General features: G+C 35.7%; 17 protein-coding genes and 1 riboswitch. All 17 genes read left to right on the top strand.

Translation table 11 applies throughout. From position 1 onward, the window contains the following. The first annotated feature begins 177 nt into the window (after positions 1-177). The 17 genes from RDV78_00950 to mnmH all read left to right on the top strand — a co-directional run bounded on the left by RDV78_00950 (position 178) and on the right by mnmH (position 17,084). Positions 178-897, top strand: a complete 720-nt coding sequence (locus RDV78_00950) for a polysaccharide deacetylase family protein (GenBank protein MDS1029069.1) — start codon at positions 178-180, stop codon at positions 895-897. A 101-nt stretch (positions 898-998) separates the two neighbouring features. Further along, positions 999-1,811: a D-alanyl-D-alanine carboxypeptidase family protein gene (locus tag RDV78_00945; GenBank protein MDS1029068.1), complete on the top strand. Its 813-nt coding sequence runs from the start codon at positions 999-1,001 to the stop codon at positions 1,809-1,811. A 129-nt stretch (positions 1,812-1,940) separates the two neighbouring features. Beyond that, positions 1,941-3,206, top strand: coding sequence for a pitrilysin family protein (locus RDV78_00940; protein ID MDS1029067.1), 1,266 nt, complete (start codon positions 1,941-1,943; stop codon positions 3,204-3,206). 4 nt (positions 3,207-3,210) lie between these two features. Beyond that, complete coding sequence (gene dut, locus RDV78_00935) at positions 3,211-3,663, top strand: dUTP diphosphatase (GenBank protein MDS1029066.1); 453 nt, start codon at positions 3,211-3,213, stop codon at positions 3,661-3,663. Positions 3,664-3,733: 70 nt separating this feature from the next. Continuing rightward, entirely contained in the window at positions 3,734-3,904 is a 171-nt protein-coding gene (locus tag RDV78_00930) for a Spo0E family sporulation regulatory protein-aspartic acid phosphatase (protein ID MDS1029065.1), read from the top strand. A 177-nt stretch (positions 3,905-4,081) separates the two neighbouring features. Further along, positions 4,082-4,348 (top strand): YlmC/YmxH family sporulation protein, encoded by a 267-nt coding sequence (locus tag RDV78_00925; protein ID MDS1029064.1) that lies wholly within the window; start codon positions 4,082-4,084, stop codon positions 4,346-4,348. 122 nt (positions 4,349-4,470) lie between these two features. After that, positions 4,471-4,656, top strand: a riboswitch (Lysine riboswitch). Between the two features lie 104 nt (positions 4,657-4,760). Continuing rightward, entirely contained in the window at positions 4,761-5,561 is an 801-nt protein-coding gene (gene dapB / locus RDV78_00920; GenBank protein ID MDS1029063.1) for a 4-hydroxy-tetrahydrodipicolinate reductase, read from the top strand. A gap of 94 nt (positions 5,562-5,655) precedes the next feature. After that, positions 5,656-6,555 (top strand): dipicolinate synthase subunit DpsA, encoded by a 900-nt coding sequence (gene dpsA / locus RDV78_00915; protein ID MDS1029062.1) that lies wholly within the window; start codon positions 5,656-5,658, stop codon positions 6,553-6,555. Positions 6,556-6,564: 9 nt separating this feature from the next. After that, a complete protein-coding gene (locus tag RDV78_00910) occupies positions 6,565-7,158 on the top strand; it encodes a dipicolinate synthase subunit B (protein ID MDS1029061.1) in 594 nt (197 codons plus the stop codon). Positions 7,159-7,227: 69 nt separating this feature from the next. Beyond that, entirely contained in the window at positions 7,228-8,235 is a 1,008-nt protein-coding gene (locus RDV78_00905) for an aspartate-semialdehyde dehydrogenase (GenBank protein MDS1029060.1), read from the top strand. Between the two features lie 11 nt (positions 8,236-8,246). Next, positions 8,247-9,467: an aspartate kinase gene (dapG, locus tag RDV78_00900; GenBank protein ID MDS1029059.1), complete on the top strand. Its 1,221-nt coding sequence runs from the start codon at positions 8,247-8,249 to the stop codon at positions 9,465-9,467. A 20-nt stretch (positions 9,468-9,487) separates the two neighbouring features. After that, the gene (gene dapA, locus RDV78_00895; GenBank protein MDS1029058.1) at positions 9,488-10,372 is read left to right on the top strand and encodes a 4-hydroxy-tetrahydrodipicolinate synthase; all 885 of its coding nucleotides are present in this window, start codon (positions 9,488-9,490) and stop codon (positions 10,370-10,372) included. A gap of 361 nt (positions 10,373-10,733) precedes the next feature. Continuing rightward, positions 10,734-12,401, top strand: a complete 1,668-nt coding sequence (locus RDV78_00890; protein MDS1029057.1) for a ribonuclease J — start codon at positions 10,734-10,736, stop codon at positions 12,399-12,401. 78 nt (positions 12,402-12,479) lie between these two features. Then, positions 12,480-13,232, top strand: coding sequence for an ATP-dependent Clp protease proteolytic subunit (locus RDV78_00885; protein MDS1029056.1), 753 nt, complete (start codon positions 12,480-12,482; stop codon positions 13,230-13,232). Next, positions 13,233-13,463, top strand: coding sequence for a YlzJ-like family protein (locus RDV78_00880; protein ID MDS1029055.1), 231 nt, complete (start codon positions 13,233-13,235; stop codon positions 13,461-13,463). A 133-nt stretch (positions 13,464-13,596) separates the two neighbouring features. Next, the gene (locus RDV78_00875) at positions 13,597-15,936 is read left to right on the top strand and encodes a DNA translocase FtsK 4TM domain-containing protein (protein ID MDS1029054.1); all 2,340 of its coding nucleotides are present in this window, start codon (positions 13,597-13,599) and stop codon (positions 15,934-15,936) included. A gap of 110 nt (positions 15,937-16,046) precedes the next feature. Next, positions 16,047-17,084, top strand: coding sequence for a tRNA 2-selenouridine(34) synthase MnmH (gene mnmH / locus RDV78_00870; GenBank protein ID MDS1029053.1), 1,038 nt, complete (start codon positions 16,047-16,049; stop codon positions 17,082-17,084). Positions 17,085-17,094 lie beyond the last annotated feature (10 nt).

Here is a 17,094-nt window from a genome sequence, read left to right as displayed (position 1 = left end):
CGGGTAACCTTGCTAAAAGTGGGAAAGCCCCCGTACGTACGGTTGTGTGAGAAGGATAAAGCCGAAGCAAATTACTTCGGTTTTACCTTACTCGATTTTTTGCTTTTTGTCATAAACCAACGGTTACCGATAGTATTAATCAATTAGTTAACTAAATTAAGAAAGGTAGGAGAAAAAATGTATTGTTTTTTTTGGAGAAAAAAGCATTTAGGGTTTCTACTAATTATTATTTTTGTTATTGCTGTGGCAAGTTTTCTAGGGTATGACATTAAGCAAAGTAACATGGTTATGACAACTATGACTTCAGAGCCTATTTACCAAGGAAATACAGAATATCAAAAAATAGCACTAACTTTCAACGTTGATTGGGGTACTGAATATATACCTCAGATTTTAACAATATTAAAAGAAAATAATGCAAAAGCAACTTTTTTTGTTACTGGACGTATTGCTAAAAAAGAACCGGAAATAGTAAAGCAGATTGCTACAGCAGGACAAGAAATTGGTAATCATGGTTATTTGCATCCCCACCCAGATAGTATGAATAAAAGTCAAAACCAATTAGATATTAAACAAGCTGAAGAAGCAATTTTACTAGCTTCTGGGCAAACAACAAAACTATATGCCCCTCCTTATGGAGAACACAAACCTCACGTAGTAGAAGCTGCAGAGGAAATTGGCTATAAGACTATTATGTGGACTGTAGATACAGTTGATTGGGATAAAAGTAGGCAGCCAGATACTATCGCCGCAAAAGTTTTAGATGGTGCTCAAAATGGAGCCATAGTATTAATGCATCCTACAGATCGTACTGTATCAGCCCTAAAAAAAATTGTGAGTGAATTACAAAAACAAGGTTTTGAGTTAACAACTGTTTCCAACATATTGGCAAAATGAGGTATAATATTATAATGGCAGATGTTTTCCTCCATCTTTTTAAGTATTTATTTTGTAATCTACTGCATACTAAACTTAGTTAGTAATAAGGAGGAAAAGGGTTGAGTAAAATAAAGAAATTATTTATTGCACAATTAACTCTATTGCTTTTTCTAAGCAACTTTACATCTTGCTTTGGAGCAGAACTTTCAGTCAGTGCTCAAGCCTATCTGCTTATGGATGCCAAAACGGGCCAAATATTGTTAGAAAAAAATGCTTTTGAGAAAAGAGCACCTGCTAGTACAACAAAAATTTTGACAGCTATTATGGCTTTGGAACAGGGAGGATTGGAGAGAAAAGTAAAGGTAAGTCCCCATGCAGCTTCAATAGGTGAATCTTCAATATATCTAGAACCGGGAGAAGAAATTTCCGTTTTACGTTTAGTGCAAGGTGCTTTAATAAAATCAGGTAACGACGCTACTGTGGCCTTAGCAGAGTATTATTGTGGTTCGGAGGAGCTTTTTTCAGTCTTAATGAATAGGAAAGCTAAACTTTTAGGAGCTTTTAATTCCAATTTTAAAAATCCTAACGGTTTACCTTTAAAAAATCATTATACAACAGCTTTTGATTTAGCCCAAATGGCTCGCTATAGTTTAAAAAATCCGATTTTTAAAGAAATTGTTAGTACTAAGGAAATGAAAATACCCTATGAAAATAAAAGTTGGGCAAGATATTTAAAGAATACAAATAAACTTCTTTGGAAATATCCTGGGGCAGATGGTATAAAAACTGGTACAACTAGGGAGGCAGGTTGCTGTTTAGTTGCATCAGCTACCAGAGGTAATAGACAGTTAATAGCAGTAGTTTTACATAGTTTTGATAGATTTGGCGAGGCGGCACGGCTTTTAGATTACGGTTTCGAAAATAGCAAATAAAATCTTATTATTAGTTCATGGACTTAGACTAAATTAATTTCTAATGCTCTTACAACAGGGTTTTTAGCAAAATTTAAGAATGTAATTCGAGAATATATAGTGGTTCGTTTAAAACAAGGAGAGATGTTTATGTATAAAAAAGAGCTTCTGCACAATGGAGTTAGAATAGTTACTGAAGAAGTTAGTTTTGTCCATTCTGCAGTGATAGGTATTTGGGTTAAAACTGGTTCACGCCATGAAGCCGAAGCTAATAATGGAGTTTCTCATTTTATTGAACATTTGCTTTTCAAAGGAACGGAAAAACGCACTGCAAAACAAATTGCTGAAGAACTGGAAGCTGTTGGTGGTTCAATTAATGCCTTTACGACTAAAGAATATACTTGCTTTTATGCAAAAGTTTTAGCTGAGCATCTCGACTTGGCCATAGACCTTTTGACTGATATGCTTTTTAATTCTAAATTTGCCCAAGAAGATATTGAAAAAGAGAAGAACGTTGTTTTAGAAGAAATTAAAATGTATGAAGATTCGCCAGATGAATTAGTTCATGATCTTTTTGCTCAATCAGTTTGGCAAGGTCACCCATTGGGCAGGCCAATTCTTGGTACAACTGAAACTGTCCAAAGATTAAGCAAAGCAGATATTCAAGAATATTTTAAAACCCATTATATTCCCCAAAACACAGTTGTAGCAGTAGCAGGAAATATTAGGCACGAGGTTTTAGTTGACAAGCTTAAAAATATTTTTTCCAGTTGGAATTCGCCGATGAATTCGCATTCCTTAAGCCAACCTATTCCAAAAACTGCAGTAGTATGCACTAAAAAAGATACTGAGCAGGTACAAATTTGTCTTGGTACACCTGGTCTACCTCAGGGACATGATGATTCCTATGTCCTTATGGTATTAAATAATATTTTAGGTGGAGGCCTTAGTTCTAGATTATTTCAGGAGATAAGAGAAGAGAGAGGACTTGCCTATTCAATCTACTCTTATTGTACAAATTATTTTGATAGCGGGTTATTTACAGTTTACGCAGGCACAAGTCCAAACAAAGCAAGGGAAGTAATTGGATTAATCTTACAGGAAATAGCTAAAGTTAAGCAGGAAGGGGTAACAAAAGAAGAACTAAATAAGACAAAAGAACAAATTAAAGGTAGTTTACTTTTAGGTGTGGAGAACGTTTCTAACCGTATGAGTCGTCTCGGGAGAACTGAGTTATGTTATCAAAGGGTTATTTCCGCTGAAGAAGTTATTGAGAGAACTAATGCTGTAACAGTCGAACAAATAATTACATTAGCTAACGAGCTTTTTAAAGCCGACAGATTTTCCCTCACTACAATTGGGCCTTGCGTTGAAGATACATATTTTACCCAAATTTTACAAGAAAAAGGATTGTAGAAAAATGGAATTTGAACTCAAAGTTAAATTATTACCACATTTTAATGGTATATCATTACCGAAGTATGCAACTGATGGCTCAGCAGGATTAGATTTACGAGCTGCTATTATAGATTCAATTTCTTTAAAGCCAGGTGAAAAAATTAAAATCCCTACAGGGATTGCTATCTCAATGCCCACAAAATTTATGGTGGGCTTAGTTTTTGCGCGTAGCGGTTTAGCTAGTAAATACGGTTTGAATTTAAGCAATGGAGTGGGCGTAATTGATAGTGACTACACTGGAGAAATTATTTGTCCCATTCAAAACTGTGGCGATAAAGAGTATTCTATACATAGAGGGGATAGGATAGCACAACTTGTTTTTCTGCCAATTGCTTTGGCTAATCTAAAAATTGTGAAAGAATTGAATAATACTGAGCGAGGGCAAGGTGGGTTCGGATCTACAGGAGTAGTTTGAAAATTCTAATTATTTTTATATAATTAAAATACAAAAGTAAGTTTCTTTTCATTAGATTTGGGGTGGATCCATGGAACAAGCCAAAAAAATTTTAGAACAAATTGAACAATTAAGATGTAAATTATACTTATTTCTGAGTAAACCTGAAATGATTAATGATCCAGAGGTTATCAAACTAAATTATGATTTAAATAATTTAATTGTCGAATATACAAAGATTTGTAATAAATTATATCTTTAAGACTCATAGTCAGTATATTATTAACATATGGATAAATAATCATATTTTAGTTTTTTAAACATATTAAATTAGTAAGGGGCAATTTTAACTTTAGCTCATTACTAATTATTTTTTGCCTGTTAAATTTTAATCAACTAAGTCGTTTCGTAATGATTAGTAGATGATGAGGTGAAAAAAGTGAAATTAAGTGATTTAGTTGGAAAAGACATTATTAATATTGTAGATGGGGCACGCTTAGGAACGGTAGGAGATTCAGATCTGGTAATTGACATAAACACGGGCCACGTAGAATCTATTATACTTCCTAATAACAGTGGTATTTTGGGACTTTTCAAAAGCAAGAGTCAAATGGTCATACCTTGGGAAGCTGTTAAAAAAATCGGTAGCGAAGTAATTGTAGTGGAATTAGAAAATGATAAAAGGTTTGGTACTTATCCTTATTAATAGGATAAATGACCATAGTTATCCACCTGAAAAATGGAAAACAACATTTATAAAAAGTATTGACACTTTAAAATGAAACATGGTAAAATAAATAAAATTTAATAGCTAGCCTCATCTTTTAGAGGTGGGGTAGAGGCGCGGGTGTCATAAGTACCTTTTATGATTTGGGAAAAATGAGTAAAATGGAAAAGGGGCTCTCGCCGAAGTCTTAGTGCTAACCCAAAAAGCACTTTGGCTGGGTCTGTATCTAAGAGGTACAGGACTGTCACTTAAGGAAACCCTGCCTTAAGTGGAGTACTATCTCATTATGGGAAAGAGAGGAGCATTTTTGGCATGCAGTTAAAAGGCTATGAGCACGAATTTGCTCTTTAGCCTTTTTTATTTTGACGTACCAAGGAGGAAAATCCTGTTAATGGGCAGTTTAATTAAAGTTGCAGTTGCTGGAGCTTATGGAAAAATGGGACGAGAAGTAATGAAAGGTGTTTTAAAAGCTGACGATATGCTGTTAGTTGGGGCAACGGATATTGTAGGGCATGGACTTGATGTTGGCTCAGTTGTTGGCCTGGAATTGCAGGGTATTACAATAACAGGAAACTTAGAAGAAATTTTTAGAGCAAATGAAGTTGACGTTTTAATAGATTTTACAAATGTTAAGGCTGTAATGAGAAATAGTATTTTGGCCATAGATTATGGGGTTTCACCAATTGTAGGAACAACAGGATTAACCCAAGCAGAATTAGAACAATTACATTCCCTGTGTGAACAAAAACAAATAGGAGCTATAGTTGCACCAAATTTTGCTTTAGGAGCAATTTTATTGATGCAATTTGCTAAGGAAGCTGCTAAACACTTTCCTGATATAGAGATAATTGAGTTGCATCATGATGGGAAAATGGATGCTCCTTCAGGTACTGCTATTAGTACTGCTCAAGCTATTCTTGAAGAAAGAGGCAACCGCAAGCAGGGTCATCCAAATGAGTTTGAAAAGATTAGCGGAGCTAGAGGAGCTCAGTTACACGGCATACCTATTCACAGTGTTCGTTTACCAGGTTTTATTGCTCATGAAGAGGTTATTTTCGGAGGTTTAGGTCAAACCCTAACCATCAGGCATGATTCTACAAGTAGAGAGTCATTTATTCCCGGTGTTTTATTTGCTGCTCGTCAGGTTAAAAAATTGAAAAAAGCTGTATTTGGTTTAGATAAGATAATTTAAATGGTTAATTGTAGCACAGCCAGGACAAGCACCTCTGATTGTTGGCCTCATATATTGGTTAGTAGTGTAAGGTAACTGGAGGAGGTTCCAACATATGAGTAATAAATTAGCTGGAATTGCTCTTGCAGTAATTGGAGGCGACGATCGGGAGCTTGTTTTTATTCCCGAATTAGTCAAACTTGGTGCTTTAGTTAAGGTTGTAGGGTTTCCGCCAAGACCAGAGTTAAATGGAGCTTTTATAATTAATAATTTAGCACAGGCTTTAAAAGATGTGGATGCGGTAATTTTGCCTATGCCCGGTACTGATGCAAAAGGTATTGTGAGAGCAGTTTATAGCCAAGAACAATTGATTTTAACAGAGGAGCTTTTAAGTAAGCTACCTGAGGGAACTCCTATTTTTGTGGGAGTCGCAAAGCCAATATTAAAAGAAATGGTGTCAAAGTTAAAACTATGTTTAGTAGAGGTGGCAGAGTTAGATGAAATTGCTATATTAAATTCTATCCCCACAGCTGAAGGTGCCATCCAAATTGCCATGGAGGAGTTGCCAATTACAATTCACGGCAGCACTGCCTTGGTTTTAGGATTTGGACGCTGTGGAACCACTTTAGCTAGGACACTAAAATCTTTGGGGGCAAAAACGCTGGTTGCGGCTAGAAAACCAATGGATTTAGCCAGATGTTATGAAAGCGGTTATCAACCAGTTAAGTATTCCGAATTGCCTGTATATCTTTCTGAAGCACAAATCATTTTTAATACTGTACCATACTTAATTTTAAACAGTTCTATGATCGCTAAACTAAATAAAGATTGTCTAATAATTGATATTGCCGCCGCACCAGGAGGAACTGATTTTTCTGCAGCAGAAAAAGCTGGTATTAAGGCTATCTTGGCTCCAGGGCTACCTGGAAAGGTTGCGCCAAAAACTGCTGGTAAGATATTGGCAGATGTCTATCCAGAACTAATCCTCCAATATAAAAATGAGCAAAAAAGGTAGGTGGGCGGTATGCTTTTGAAGGGCAAAAAAATAGGTTTTGCTGTTACTGGTTCACATTGTACATTAGCGAGAATACCCCGGGAAGTACAGCGTTTAGTTGATGAAGGAGCAAATATTCTGCCAATTTTATCAAAAAGTGTAGCAATGACCGATACTAGATTTGGTACTGCTGAATCGTGGAGAAAAGCTTTAGTTGATATAACCAAAAATGAACCTATCACTAGTATAAAGGATGCAGAGCCAATTGGCCCTAAAGGATTATTAGACGCACTAATTATCGCCCCATGCACTGGAAATACGTTGGCAAAATTGGCTAATGGAATTATAGATTCTACAGTGCTTATGGCTGCAAAAGCTCATTTACGCAACCAGAAGCCATTGGTCATTGCAGTTTCAACTAATGATGGCCTGGGACTCAATGCTAGAAATATTGGAGTACTTTTAAATGTTAAAAACATATATTTTGTACCATTTGGCCAAGACGATCCAAAGAAAAAGGCTAATTCCTTAGTTGCTAAGATGGATAAAATTTTAGAAACATTGCTGGAAGCTTTTGAAGGTAAACAAATTCAGCCCATATTATCTAGTTATAATAATAATTAGTCATAAAGTATTTTAAAAACTTACCAGTAATCGATGACGTTAATTATTGTTTTTATGGAGGTATTTTATATGAAGAAGTTTAATGTTGCAATTGTTGGAACTGGAGCAGTTGGTCAGACATTTTTAGAAATTTTGGCAGAAAGAAATTTCCCTATAAAGAGTTTAAAACTACTTGCTACTAAACGTTCCGCTGGCAAGAGAATACCGTATAAAGGTCATGAATATATTGTTGAGGAAACCTTTCCTGATTCATTTAAAGACATTGATATAGCTTTGTTTGCTGGTGGTGCTGCAAGTAAAGAATTTGCTGAAGAAGCTGTTAAAAGGGGGGCTGTTGTTATTGATAACAGCAGTGCTTTTCGCCTAAACCCAGAGGTCCCATTAGTAGTGCCAGAAGTAAATCCCGAAGATGTAAAATGGCATAAAGGAATAATTGCTAATCCAAACTGTTCTACTATTCAAATGGTTGTGGCATTAAAACCTTTGCATGATGCTGCTAAAATTAAAAGAATTATAGTCTCCACTTATCAAGCTGTCTCGGGGGCAGGGCAGGAAGCTATGGATGAATTAGTTGATCAGTCCCAAAAACTTTTAAACAACCAAAATTTTGAACCAAAGGCTTTTCCTTACCAAATTGCCTTTAACCTAATTCCACAAATAGATGTATTTATGGAAAATGATTACACTAAAGAGGAAATGAAAATGGTTTATGAAACACAAAAAATGTTTCATGATTCTGAGATTGCTATTTCTGCAACAACGGTACGCGTTCCTATTTTACGCAGCCATTCTGAGGCAATTAACATTGAAACAGAACGGCCTTTGACTCCTGAAGAAGCTAAGGAGATTCTGTCTAAGGCGCCGGGCGTAATTGTTCAAGATGAACCAGCTCAAAAGATTTATCCCATGCCTTTAAATGCTTCGAATAAAGATGAAGTTTTGGTAGGTAGGATTCGAAAAGATATTTCTTGCTCTAACGGTTTATGTTTGTTTGTAGTTGCTGACCAATTGCGCAAGGGTGCGGCAACAAATGCAGTCCAAATTGCAGAATTATTAATAAAATATGATTTGATTTGAGGTGTCCTACCATGAGAATATTAGTCCAAAAGTTTGGAGGCTCTTCCGTTGCAAAGGCTGAGTTGCGTCAACAGGTTGTTTCTAAAATTATTGCTGCTAAGAAGCAAGGATATAGTTTGGTTGTTGTAGTTTCCGCCATAGGAAGAAAAGGAGATCCATACGCTACGGATACTTTATTGTCTTTGGCGGAAAAGGATAATTTAGAGTTAAATTCTCGAGAAAAAGATTTGTTAATGTCTTGCGGTGAAATAATTTCAGGTGTTGTTTTAACGGGAACTATACAAAAGGCTGGTTGCAAGTCAATTTGTTTAAGTGGTTATCAAGCAGGTATACAAACGGATAACAATTATGGTGACGCTCGAATTTTAACTATTAATAATGAACGCATAATGCAATTACTTAAGGAAGACTATATTGTAGTCGTAACAGGTTTCCAAGGTGCTACTCATGAAGGAGAAATAACAACCTTAGGTCGTGGAGGTAGCGACACCACGGCCTCTGCTTTAGGTGTAACTTTAGATGCGGAAGCTATTGAAATTTACACCGATGTTGATGGTGTAAAAACAGCAGATCCTAGAATTGTCTCTGATGCTAAGACTTTAGATAAAGTAACTTATGAAGAAGTTTGTCAATTGGCTTATGAGGGAGCTAAAGTTATTCATCCTCGTGCTGTTGAAATTGCCGCCCAAAAAAGCATTCCCTTAAAAATTAAATGTACATTTACTGATGACGAGGGAACTTTGGTTATCAATGGTGAATATCAGACCATTGAACAGTCCTGCCGTAATTTAAATGATAAAATTATAACAGGTATTACCCATATTTCCAATATCGCTCAGATTAAAGTACCAATTAATTCAGAAGATGAGGCTAAAGCATCGGCTAGAGTTTTTAAATCATTGGCAGAAGCAGGAATAAGTATTGACTTTATTAACGCTGGTGTTAAGGAACTAATTTTTACAGTTAAAGAAGATTTAGTAGATAAAGCATGTAAAATATTGAATAGTTTATCTTTTGAACCACAAGTTAAATTAGGGTGTGCAAAAGTAGCTGTAGTTGGGGCAGGTATGACTGGAAAACCGGGTGTAATGGCCAGTGTGGTAGATGCTTTAGCAGAAGAAAACATTTCTATTTTACAATCAGCTGATTCTCATACAACTATTTGGTGTTTGGTAGATCAAGAAGTTATGGAAAAGGCTATTTGTGCATTACATCGCAAATTTTGTTTGTAAATAGTGAGGTGAAAAAATTTATGCAAAAAGATTTCGGGCGTGTGTTGACTGCCATGGTGACTCCTTTTACTACGGATAATAAATTAAATATTCCAGCCGCCCAAACCATGGCAAAATATCTAGTTTCCAATGGAAGCGATGGTTTAGTTATCGCCGGGACTACAGGAGAAAGCCCCACTTTAACTAAAGAAGAAAAATTTGAATTATTTAAGGAAGTAAAAGGAGTAGTAGGAAAAGATGTTCCGGTTTTAGCTGGAACGGGTTCATATAACACAGAAGAAAGTGTTAACCAAACTAAGTTAGCTGAGAAAGCAGGCGTAGATGGAATCCTAGCTGTAGTTCCTTATTATAATAAACCCTCTCAGGAAGGGTTATACCAACATTACTCCAAAATTGCTAAAAGTACATATTTACCAATTATGTTATATAACATACCTTCTCGTACTGGCTGCAATCTACTGCCTAATACTGTTGCCAGATTAGCTGAGATAGATAACATTGTTGCTATAAAAGAATCCTCAGGTAATATGGATCAAATGACAGAATTAAAAAGACAGCTCGGAAATGATTTCTTAATTTATAGTGGGGATGATTCTCTAACATTGCCAATGTTATCCCTTGGCGGTCATGGAATTGTCAGCGTAGTTTCTCATTTAATAGGGGAAAAAATTAAGTTAATGGTGCAAAAATTTCATAGCGGCGAAAAAGAGGAAGCTTTAGCTTTGCATTTAGAGATGTTTGAATTGATTAAAACAATGTTTATAACTACTAACCCAGTACCTATCAAAACAGCATTGGCGCTACTAGGATTTGAGGTAGGTGGTTTTAGACTTCCACTAGTTAAAGCAACGGAAGAAGAAGTTACAGTAATTAAAAAAGTAATGCAAAAAAATAATTTATTATAAAACCTTATGACCAAATGAGGATCTAAGATTATATTGCTATCAGGAAATTGCATTTTATTTAGGGGCGGTTGGGATAACCAATAGCCTCTTTATTATTATGTAATTTATTATGCAACATCTGTATGTAGTTCATTACACAGTTGTATAAAACCGTATTTTTTTAGTAATATTTGTAATACTAAAGTAAGATAACTTGTTAACTGCATCGGAATCAAGTATAATTTAAAAAGGGATAACTGTACGGCCTTAAAGCACCTTAAGTGCTTAATTATAGCGCAAGGCGCTTTATTTTTATTGCTTTGATTTTATGGTATGAGCGGTTAAATTCTATAATTATTGTTGTAATTTTGGAGGTTTTTTAATGGCAGAGAATCATAACAAATTAGCCATTATTCCTTTAGGCGGGTTAGGGGAAATTGGCAAAAATATGACTGTAGTCAAATACGGTAATAATATTATAGTCATTGATTCAGGTTTGATTTTTCCTGAGGATGAAATGTTGGGGATTGATATTGTTATCCCGGATATTAGTTATCTACTTGAAAATCGACAAATGGTTAAAGCTATAATTTTAACTCACGGACACGAAGATCATATTGGGGCACTTCCTTATGTTTTAAAAGAAATTAATGTACCTGTTTATGGGACAAAGTTAACTTTAGGTTTGCTACAGGGTAAACTAAAAGAAAATAATTTACAAAATTCTGCAAAGTTAAATTGTGTAAAGCCTAGGGATAGGATTAAAATAGGCCCTTTTGAAGTAGAATTTATTCGAGTTAGTCATAGTATTCCTGATGCAGTGGCCCTAGCCATCCACACTCCAATCGGGACTGTAGTACATACGGGGGATTTTAAACTGGATCAAACACCTGTAGATGGTGAGGTAGTTGATTTTTATAAACTGGCTCAATTAGGGGAAAATGGTGTTTTGGTGCTTATGTCTGATAGTACTAATGTTGAAAGACCGGGCTTTACAATGTCTGAAAAATCTGTAGGCCAGACTTTTGAAGATGCGTTTAATCAGGCCAAAGAAAGAATTATTATTGCAAGTTTTGCCTCCAACGTTCATCGCTTACAGCAAATTATTACGACTGCTCATAAGTTTGGTCGTAAAGTTGCAGTAGCTGGTCGGAGTATGGTTAATGTAGTTAATGTTGCCCAAGAACACGGTTATCTTAATATTCCAAAAGGAACCTTAGTTGAAATTGATGATATTATCAATATGCCGAAGGAAAAAGTCGTAATTATTACCACTGGAAGCCAAGGAGAGCCAATGTCAGCTTTAACCAGAATGGCTATGTCAGATCATAAAAGACTAGAAATCATTCCCGGGGATACGGTAATTATTTCGGCCACACCAATACCAGGGAATGAAAAATTAGTGGCTCGGACAATTGATCATCTCTTTAAACAAGGTGCCGATGTAATCCATGAGGCAGTTTCCGGAATCCATGTTTCCGGTCATGCTAGTCAGGAAGATTTGAAGTTAATGTTGAATTTAATAAAACCTAAATTTTTTATTCCTGTCCATGGTGAACATAGAATGCTTGTTAAACATGCTCGTTTAGCCCAGGAAGTTGGCATTCCGGAAAACAACATTTTTGTAGCTGATAATGGCCAAATTATCGAATTTTCCAGAAATAGGGGTAGTTTTGCTGGTAAAGTTACGGCTGGTAGGGTATTAGTCGATGGTTTAGGCGTTGGTGATGTTGGAAATATTGTATTAAGAGACCGTAAGCAGCTTTCTCAAGACGGAATTTTAATCGTTGTAGTTACTTTAAACAAAGATACCGGCAACGTGGTTGCTGGGCCTGATATAGTTTCCCGTGGCTTTGTTTATGTCCGAGAATCAGAAGAACTAATGGAAGATGCTAAAGAAAAAGTTCGACAATCCTTAGAAAAATGTGCTGAAAGACAGGTAACTGAGTGGTCAACTATTAAGTCTAATGTTCGTGATACTTTAGGTAAGTTCTTGTATGAAAAAACTCGAAGAAGGCCAATGATTATGCCCATAATCATGGAAGTCTAATACACGGTGTACACCGTGTATTTTTTTTATTCCTGGCAATACTAGATAGGAAATATAATACAAAGGAGAAGCACTTTGATGGATTATGCATTTTTTAATCATTTAGATCAAGATGTAACGGAAAATCCTGTGCCTAAAACAGAAGATGATACAAAGCAAGAACATAATATCGAAGCAATAAAGGAGTTCGGAGAATTAAAAGTACCCCAAGTTAAAAGTAATATTCATTGTCTAACTATAGTAGGTCAGGTTGAAGGGCATATTGTAATGCCTCCGCAAAATAAGACAACGAAATATGAACATATTTTGCCGCAGTTAGTGGCAATAGAACAAAGTCCTGAAATCGATGGTATTCTTATTATTTTAAATACCGTCGGAGGGGATGTGGAGGCAGGGTTGGCTATTGCCGAAATGATTACTAGTTTATCTAAGCCTACAGTATCTTTGGTTTTAGGTGGAGGGCATAGCATTGGTGTACCAATTGCCGTATCCAGCGATTATTCTTTTATTGCGGATACTGCAACTATGACTATTCACCCTATAAGACTAACTGGTTTGGTCATAGGAGTTCCTCAGACATACGAATATTTAGATAAAATGCAAGATCGAGTAATTAATTTTGTTGTTAGAAATTCCAAAATAACGGAGGAAAAATTTAGGGAACTTATGCTTAGAACAGGTGAATTAGCTAGAGACATTGGTACTGTTTTAGTGGGCAAAGATGCTGTGGAAATCGGCTTAATTGATGAAATTGGCGGTTTAGGCCAAGCTGTGAGTAAGTTAAAGGCTCTAATTGAAGATGCTAAATCTCAAAAAGGAGGTTTGCATTAGTTGCTTATCTATACTCCTTTGCCATTGGAATGTGTATTTGATGGATTTAATCAAAAAAGATCTTTTAAACAATTAAGTTATCACGGAGTCAAACTAATTGTTGAGGAAGTAGATTCAAATCAAGGAAGGATTAGCCAAATCTTAAGTACTAATCCTGAAGATTTCTTAAATCCTTTACTACAGCCAGGGAATATAGTCTATTATAGTCAACTAACCGTTAAACCAAGGTGATGCTCGAAAAATAAATGAGTCTTGATTAAGGCTCATTTTTATTTGCAATTTTTTAAGAGGATTGAATAATTTTCTAGCGAATATTAAATTTATAATCAAGATATAGTATCACCTCAGAGATGAGGTTTTTTTATTGAAAAGGAATATACTGGGTGATGAAGAATTTTTTTACGAGGTGGTAATTTTGGCTAGAGCATCAAAAAAAAATAGTTATGAACTTAAATATGAAATAATAGGAGTACTTATAACCGCGTTTGCAATACTCAGTTTAGTTAGCATTTACACATTTGATTATAATTTTGGAAATTCGGGTACTAACGCCATTGGTCCTATAGGCAGCTTTATAGTTCGTACATTTGGAGGTATATTTGGGAAAGGCAAGTATATCGTTACAATATTAATAGCCTTGTATGGGATAAAGATGGTTCAAACCAAAAATAAAGTTAAGTTTAATAAAAGATTTGTAGGAATGGTCTTACTTCTTATAGCTTTTTTAAGTTATGTCCACCTAAAATATTTAGTTCTAGATAATTTTATAGTTATTCTTAGAACATCCGTCGATGGAGTAGGCGGCGGCTTAAGTGGAGCAGTAATAGCAATTATTTTGAGAGCTTGTTTCGGCCAGGTTGGAACCTATATAGTGCTTTCCACTATTTGTTTGGTTGGAATCCTATTGACATCTGGAAATTGTTTACCTAAAATTATGTGCATTATTGGAATGAAAATTAAAGACTTTTATCTAAGGCTTCGCACTCAATTGGTAGATTTTTTATTTACCACTGTGGAAGATAATTCAAAAGAAGCAAAATTAATTAAAAGAGAGAAGAAAAGTAATACTCCAATTATTATCACTGGTGAACAAGTAACAGAAAATGGTTTGCCAAATAAAGAAGAAATAGAAGATGAAGTTCCCTTAATTATTATACAAGAGAATTCAAAGGAAAACCAAGCAGTGCAAAGTAAAGCTATGGCTAATACTACATCCAGAGCTGTAGAGAATGTGGAGATTCCAGCCAATGGTGATAAATATAAATCTTATAACTTACCTCCTTTTAATTTACTGCAAGTGGTAGAACGTCATAATAGTACTAAAGGAACAAAAGATATTACAGAAACAGTGAAGGTTTTAGAAAACACTTTAGAAAGCTTTGGGGTTAAATTGAAAGTAACTCAAGTAAGCTGCGGGCCTGCTATTACCAGATATGAAGCTCAACCAGCCCCCGGAGTAAAAGTAAGTAAGATTGTGAGTTTAGCTGATGATATTGCCCTGAGTTTGGCAGCTCCCCATGTAAGAATAGAAGCACCAATACCGGGAAAAGCAGCAGTAGGGATTGAAGTTCCCAATAAAGAAATTTCAGTGGTGAGTTTTAGGGAAGTCCTTGAAACACAAGAATTTAGCAACTCGTCATCGTTATTGACAGTAGTTTTTGGTAAGGATATTGCAGGAAATCCAGTTGTAGCAGATTTAGGGAAAATGCCTCACTTATTAATTGCTGGTGCTACCGGCTCCGGTAAAAGTGTTTGTATGAATGCCTTGATAACAAGCTTATTATATAAAAGTAAGCCTAATGAATTAAAATTTTTAATGATTGATCCTAAAATGGTTGAGCTAACCACATATAATGGTATTCCTCATTTGGTTGCACCTGTAGTAACAGATGCTAAAAAATCAGCAACTGCTCTACGGTGGATGGTTAATGAAATGGAAAATAGATATGCACTATTTGCAACTAATGGTGTTAAAGATATTTATCGTTATAATGATTTAAAAAGGCAGGAAGACCCCTCTGCTTTAGCTCCGGCTTTGCCTTTTATTGTAATTCTGATTGATGAATTGGCCGATTTAATGATGGTTGCACCGGCTGATGTAGAAGATGCTATTTGCCGTCTGGCGCAAATGGCCAGAGCTGCTGGAATTCATTTAGTTGTAGCAACACAGCGCCCATCAGTTGATGTAATAACAGGTATAATTAAGGCAAATATCCCCAGTAGAGTTGCATTTGCGGTGTCATCACAGACAGATTCCAGAACTATTTTGGATATGGGGGGCGCGGAGAAACTTCTAGGACGAGGTGATATGTTGTTTTATCCTGTGGGCACTAGTAAACCTATTAGAGTGCAAGGAGTTTATGTATCTGATAGAGAAGTTGAAAAAATTGTAGACTTTTTAAAAACCCAAGGTACGCCGGAATACATGCAAGGTGCTGCTATTTTGGAAGAGACCCAGGAAAATACTGCTGAAAATAATTATGCAGAAGATGAATTATTGCCAGAAGCTGCGCGCTTGTTGATTGAAAGTGGACAGGCCTCTATTTCCATGCTTCAGCGTCGTCTACACGTTGGCTATACAAGAGCCGCACGGCTAATAGATATCATGGAGGATAAAGGTATAGTGGGAGGTTATGAAGGAAGTAAACCTCGGTCTGTTTTAATCAACTGGGATGACTATCAGAAAATGTTTGGTAGTATGTAATTCCATAGAGTATAAAATACTATGCTTGGTAATATGTTGAATCTTTATACAATTGCAGGACATTAGCTGGAATATGTCGAAGGAAAACGTAATTCAAGGAAGGGTAGCAAATGCCAGAAAATATATCTATAGAAGAAGCTTTAGCAATGGAAGATGCCGTTTTTATTGATGTAAGATCACCAGGTGAGTTTGCAGAAGATAATTTACCTGGAGCTATAAATATACCTATATTGGATGATGAACAAAGGTGCATTGTTGGGACTACTTATAAACAACAGGGGCCAAATGAAGCTAGAGTATTGGGAATGGACTTAGTTTCAGCACAAATCCCGGAGAAAATAAGGAAAATTCAAGATGTAAGTAAGGATAAAAAAATAATAGTTTACTGTTGGCGTGGGGGCCTGCGCAGTAAAGCTATGAGCCAATTGTTGGACTTGGCTGGTATTGACAGCTATCGGTTACTTGGAGGTTATAAAGCATACCGCAAATATATAAATGATTATTATATTAATTTAGAACCAATTAATTTTCTTGTGTTGTATGGTTTGACAGGTGTAGGGAAGAGTGAAATCATTGCTAATTTAGACAAATTAGGGATGGAAACTCTGGATTTAGAAAAACTAGCTAATCATCGAGGTTCTGTTTTTGGAGGAGTTGGATTGAAAAATCAACCATCACAGAAACGTTTTGAATCAAGTATTTATAGGATACTCCAAGAATATAAAAATAGTAAAGCTATTGTAGTGGAAGGGGAAAGCAGAAAAGTCGGGAAGTTAATAATTCCTGAGGTTGTGTACCGTTCAATGCAAAACGGAACTAAAATTTTAGTTTATAATAGTATTGAAAATCGAATTAATAGGATTTTGCAGGAATATTTGAATGGTTCTACCGAAAATTTGAAAGGAATTGAGCGGTCTATTATTCAATTACAGCGCAGGATTGGCAAATCAAAGACAAAAGATTTACTGGATAAACTTTGGGTGGGGCAGTATGATGAAATAGTGGAGGAATTGCTTCTTAATTACTATGACCCACTTTATAAGCATCCTGAATCACCATCTGAAGTATACGATCTTTCTATCAACGCAGAAGACATTGAACAAGCTGCGCTGCAAATTAAAAATTATATTGAGACTCAAATTCTGTAAGGAGGCAGAA

It is taken from the genome of Bacillota bacterium LX-D (assembly GCA_031628995.1).
Classification (GTDB): Bacteria; Bacillota; DUOV01; order DUOV01; family Zhaonellaceae; genus JAVLUO01.
This window is presented reverse-complemented; position numbering and strand designations above follow the sequence as displayed.

Excerpts from the sequence above, each read along its gene's own strand:
- RDV78_00950 (MDS1029069.1), top strand. The coding sequence starts at position 178 with ATGTATTGTTTTTTTTGGAGAAAAAAGCATTTAGGGTTTCTACTAATT.
- RDV78_00940 (MDS1029067.1), top strand. The coding sequence starts at position 1,941 with ATGTATAAAAAAGAGCTTCTGCACAATGGAGTTAGAATAGTTACTGAA.
- dut (MDS1029066.1), top strand. The coding sequence starts at position 3,211 with ATGGAATTTGAACTCAAAGTTAAATTATTACCACATTTTAATGGTATA.
- RDV78_00930 (MDS1029065.1), top strand. The coding sequence starts at position 3,734 with ATGGAACAAGCCAAAAAAATTTTAGAACAAATTGAACAATTAAGATGT.
- dapB (MDS1029063.1), top strand. The coding sequence starts at position 4,761 with ATGGGCAGTTTAATTAAAGTTGCAGTTGCTGGAGCTTATGGAAAAATG.
- dpsA (MDS1029062.1), top strand. The coding sequence starts at position 5,656 with ATGAGTAATAAATTAGCTGGAATTGCTCTTGCAGTAATTGGAGGCGAC.
- RDV78_00910 (MDS1029061.1), top strand. The coding sequence starts at position 6,565 with ATGCTTTTGAAGGGCAAAAAAATAGGTTTTGCTGTTACTGGTTCACAT.
- RDV78_00905 (MDS1029060.1), top strand. The coding sequence starts at position 7,228 with ATGAAGAAGTTTAATGTTGCAATTGTTGGAACTGGAGCAGTTGGTCAG.
- dapG (MDS1029059.1), top strand. The coding sequence starts at position 8,247 with ATGAGAATATTAGTCCAAAAGTTTGGAGGCTCTTCCGTTGCAAAGGCT.
- dapA (MDS1029058.1), top strand. The coding sequence starts at position 9,488 with ATGCAAAAAGATTTCGGGCGTGTGTTGACTGCCATGGTGACTCCTTTT.
- RDV78_00890 (MDS1029057.1), top strand. The coding sequence starts at position 10,734 with ATGGCAGAGAATCATAACAAATTAGCCATTATTCCTTTAGGCGGGTTA.
- RDV78_00885 (MDS1029056.1), top strand. The coding sequence starts at position 12,480 with ATGGATTATGCATTTTTTAATCATTTAGATCAAGATGTAACGGAAAAT.
- mnmH (MDS1029053.1), top strand. The coding sequence starts at position 16,047 with ATGCCAGAAAATATATCTATAGAAGAAGCTTTAGCAATGGAAGATGCC.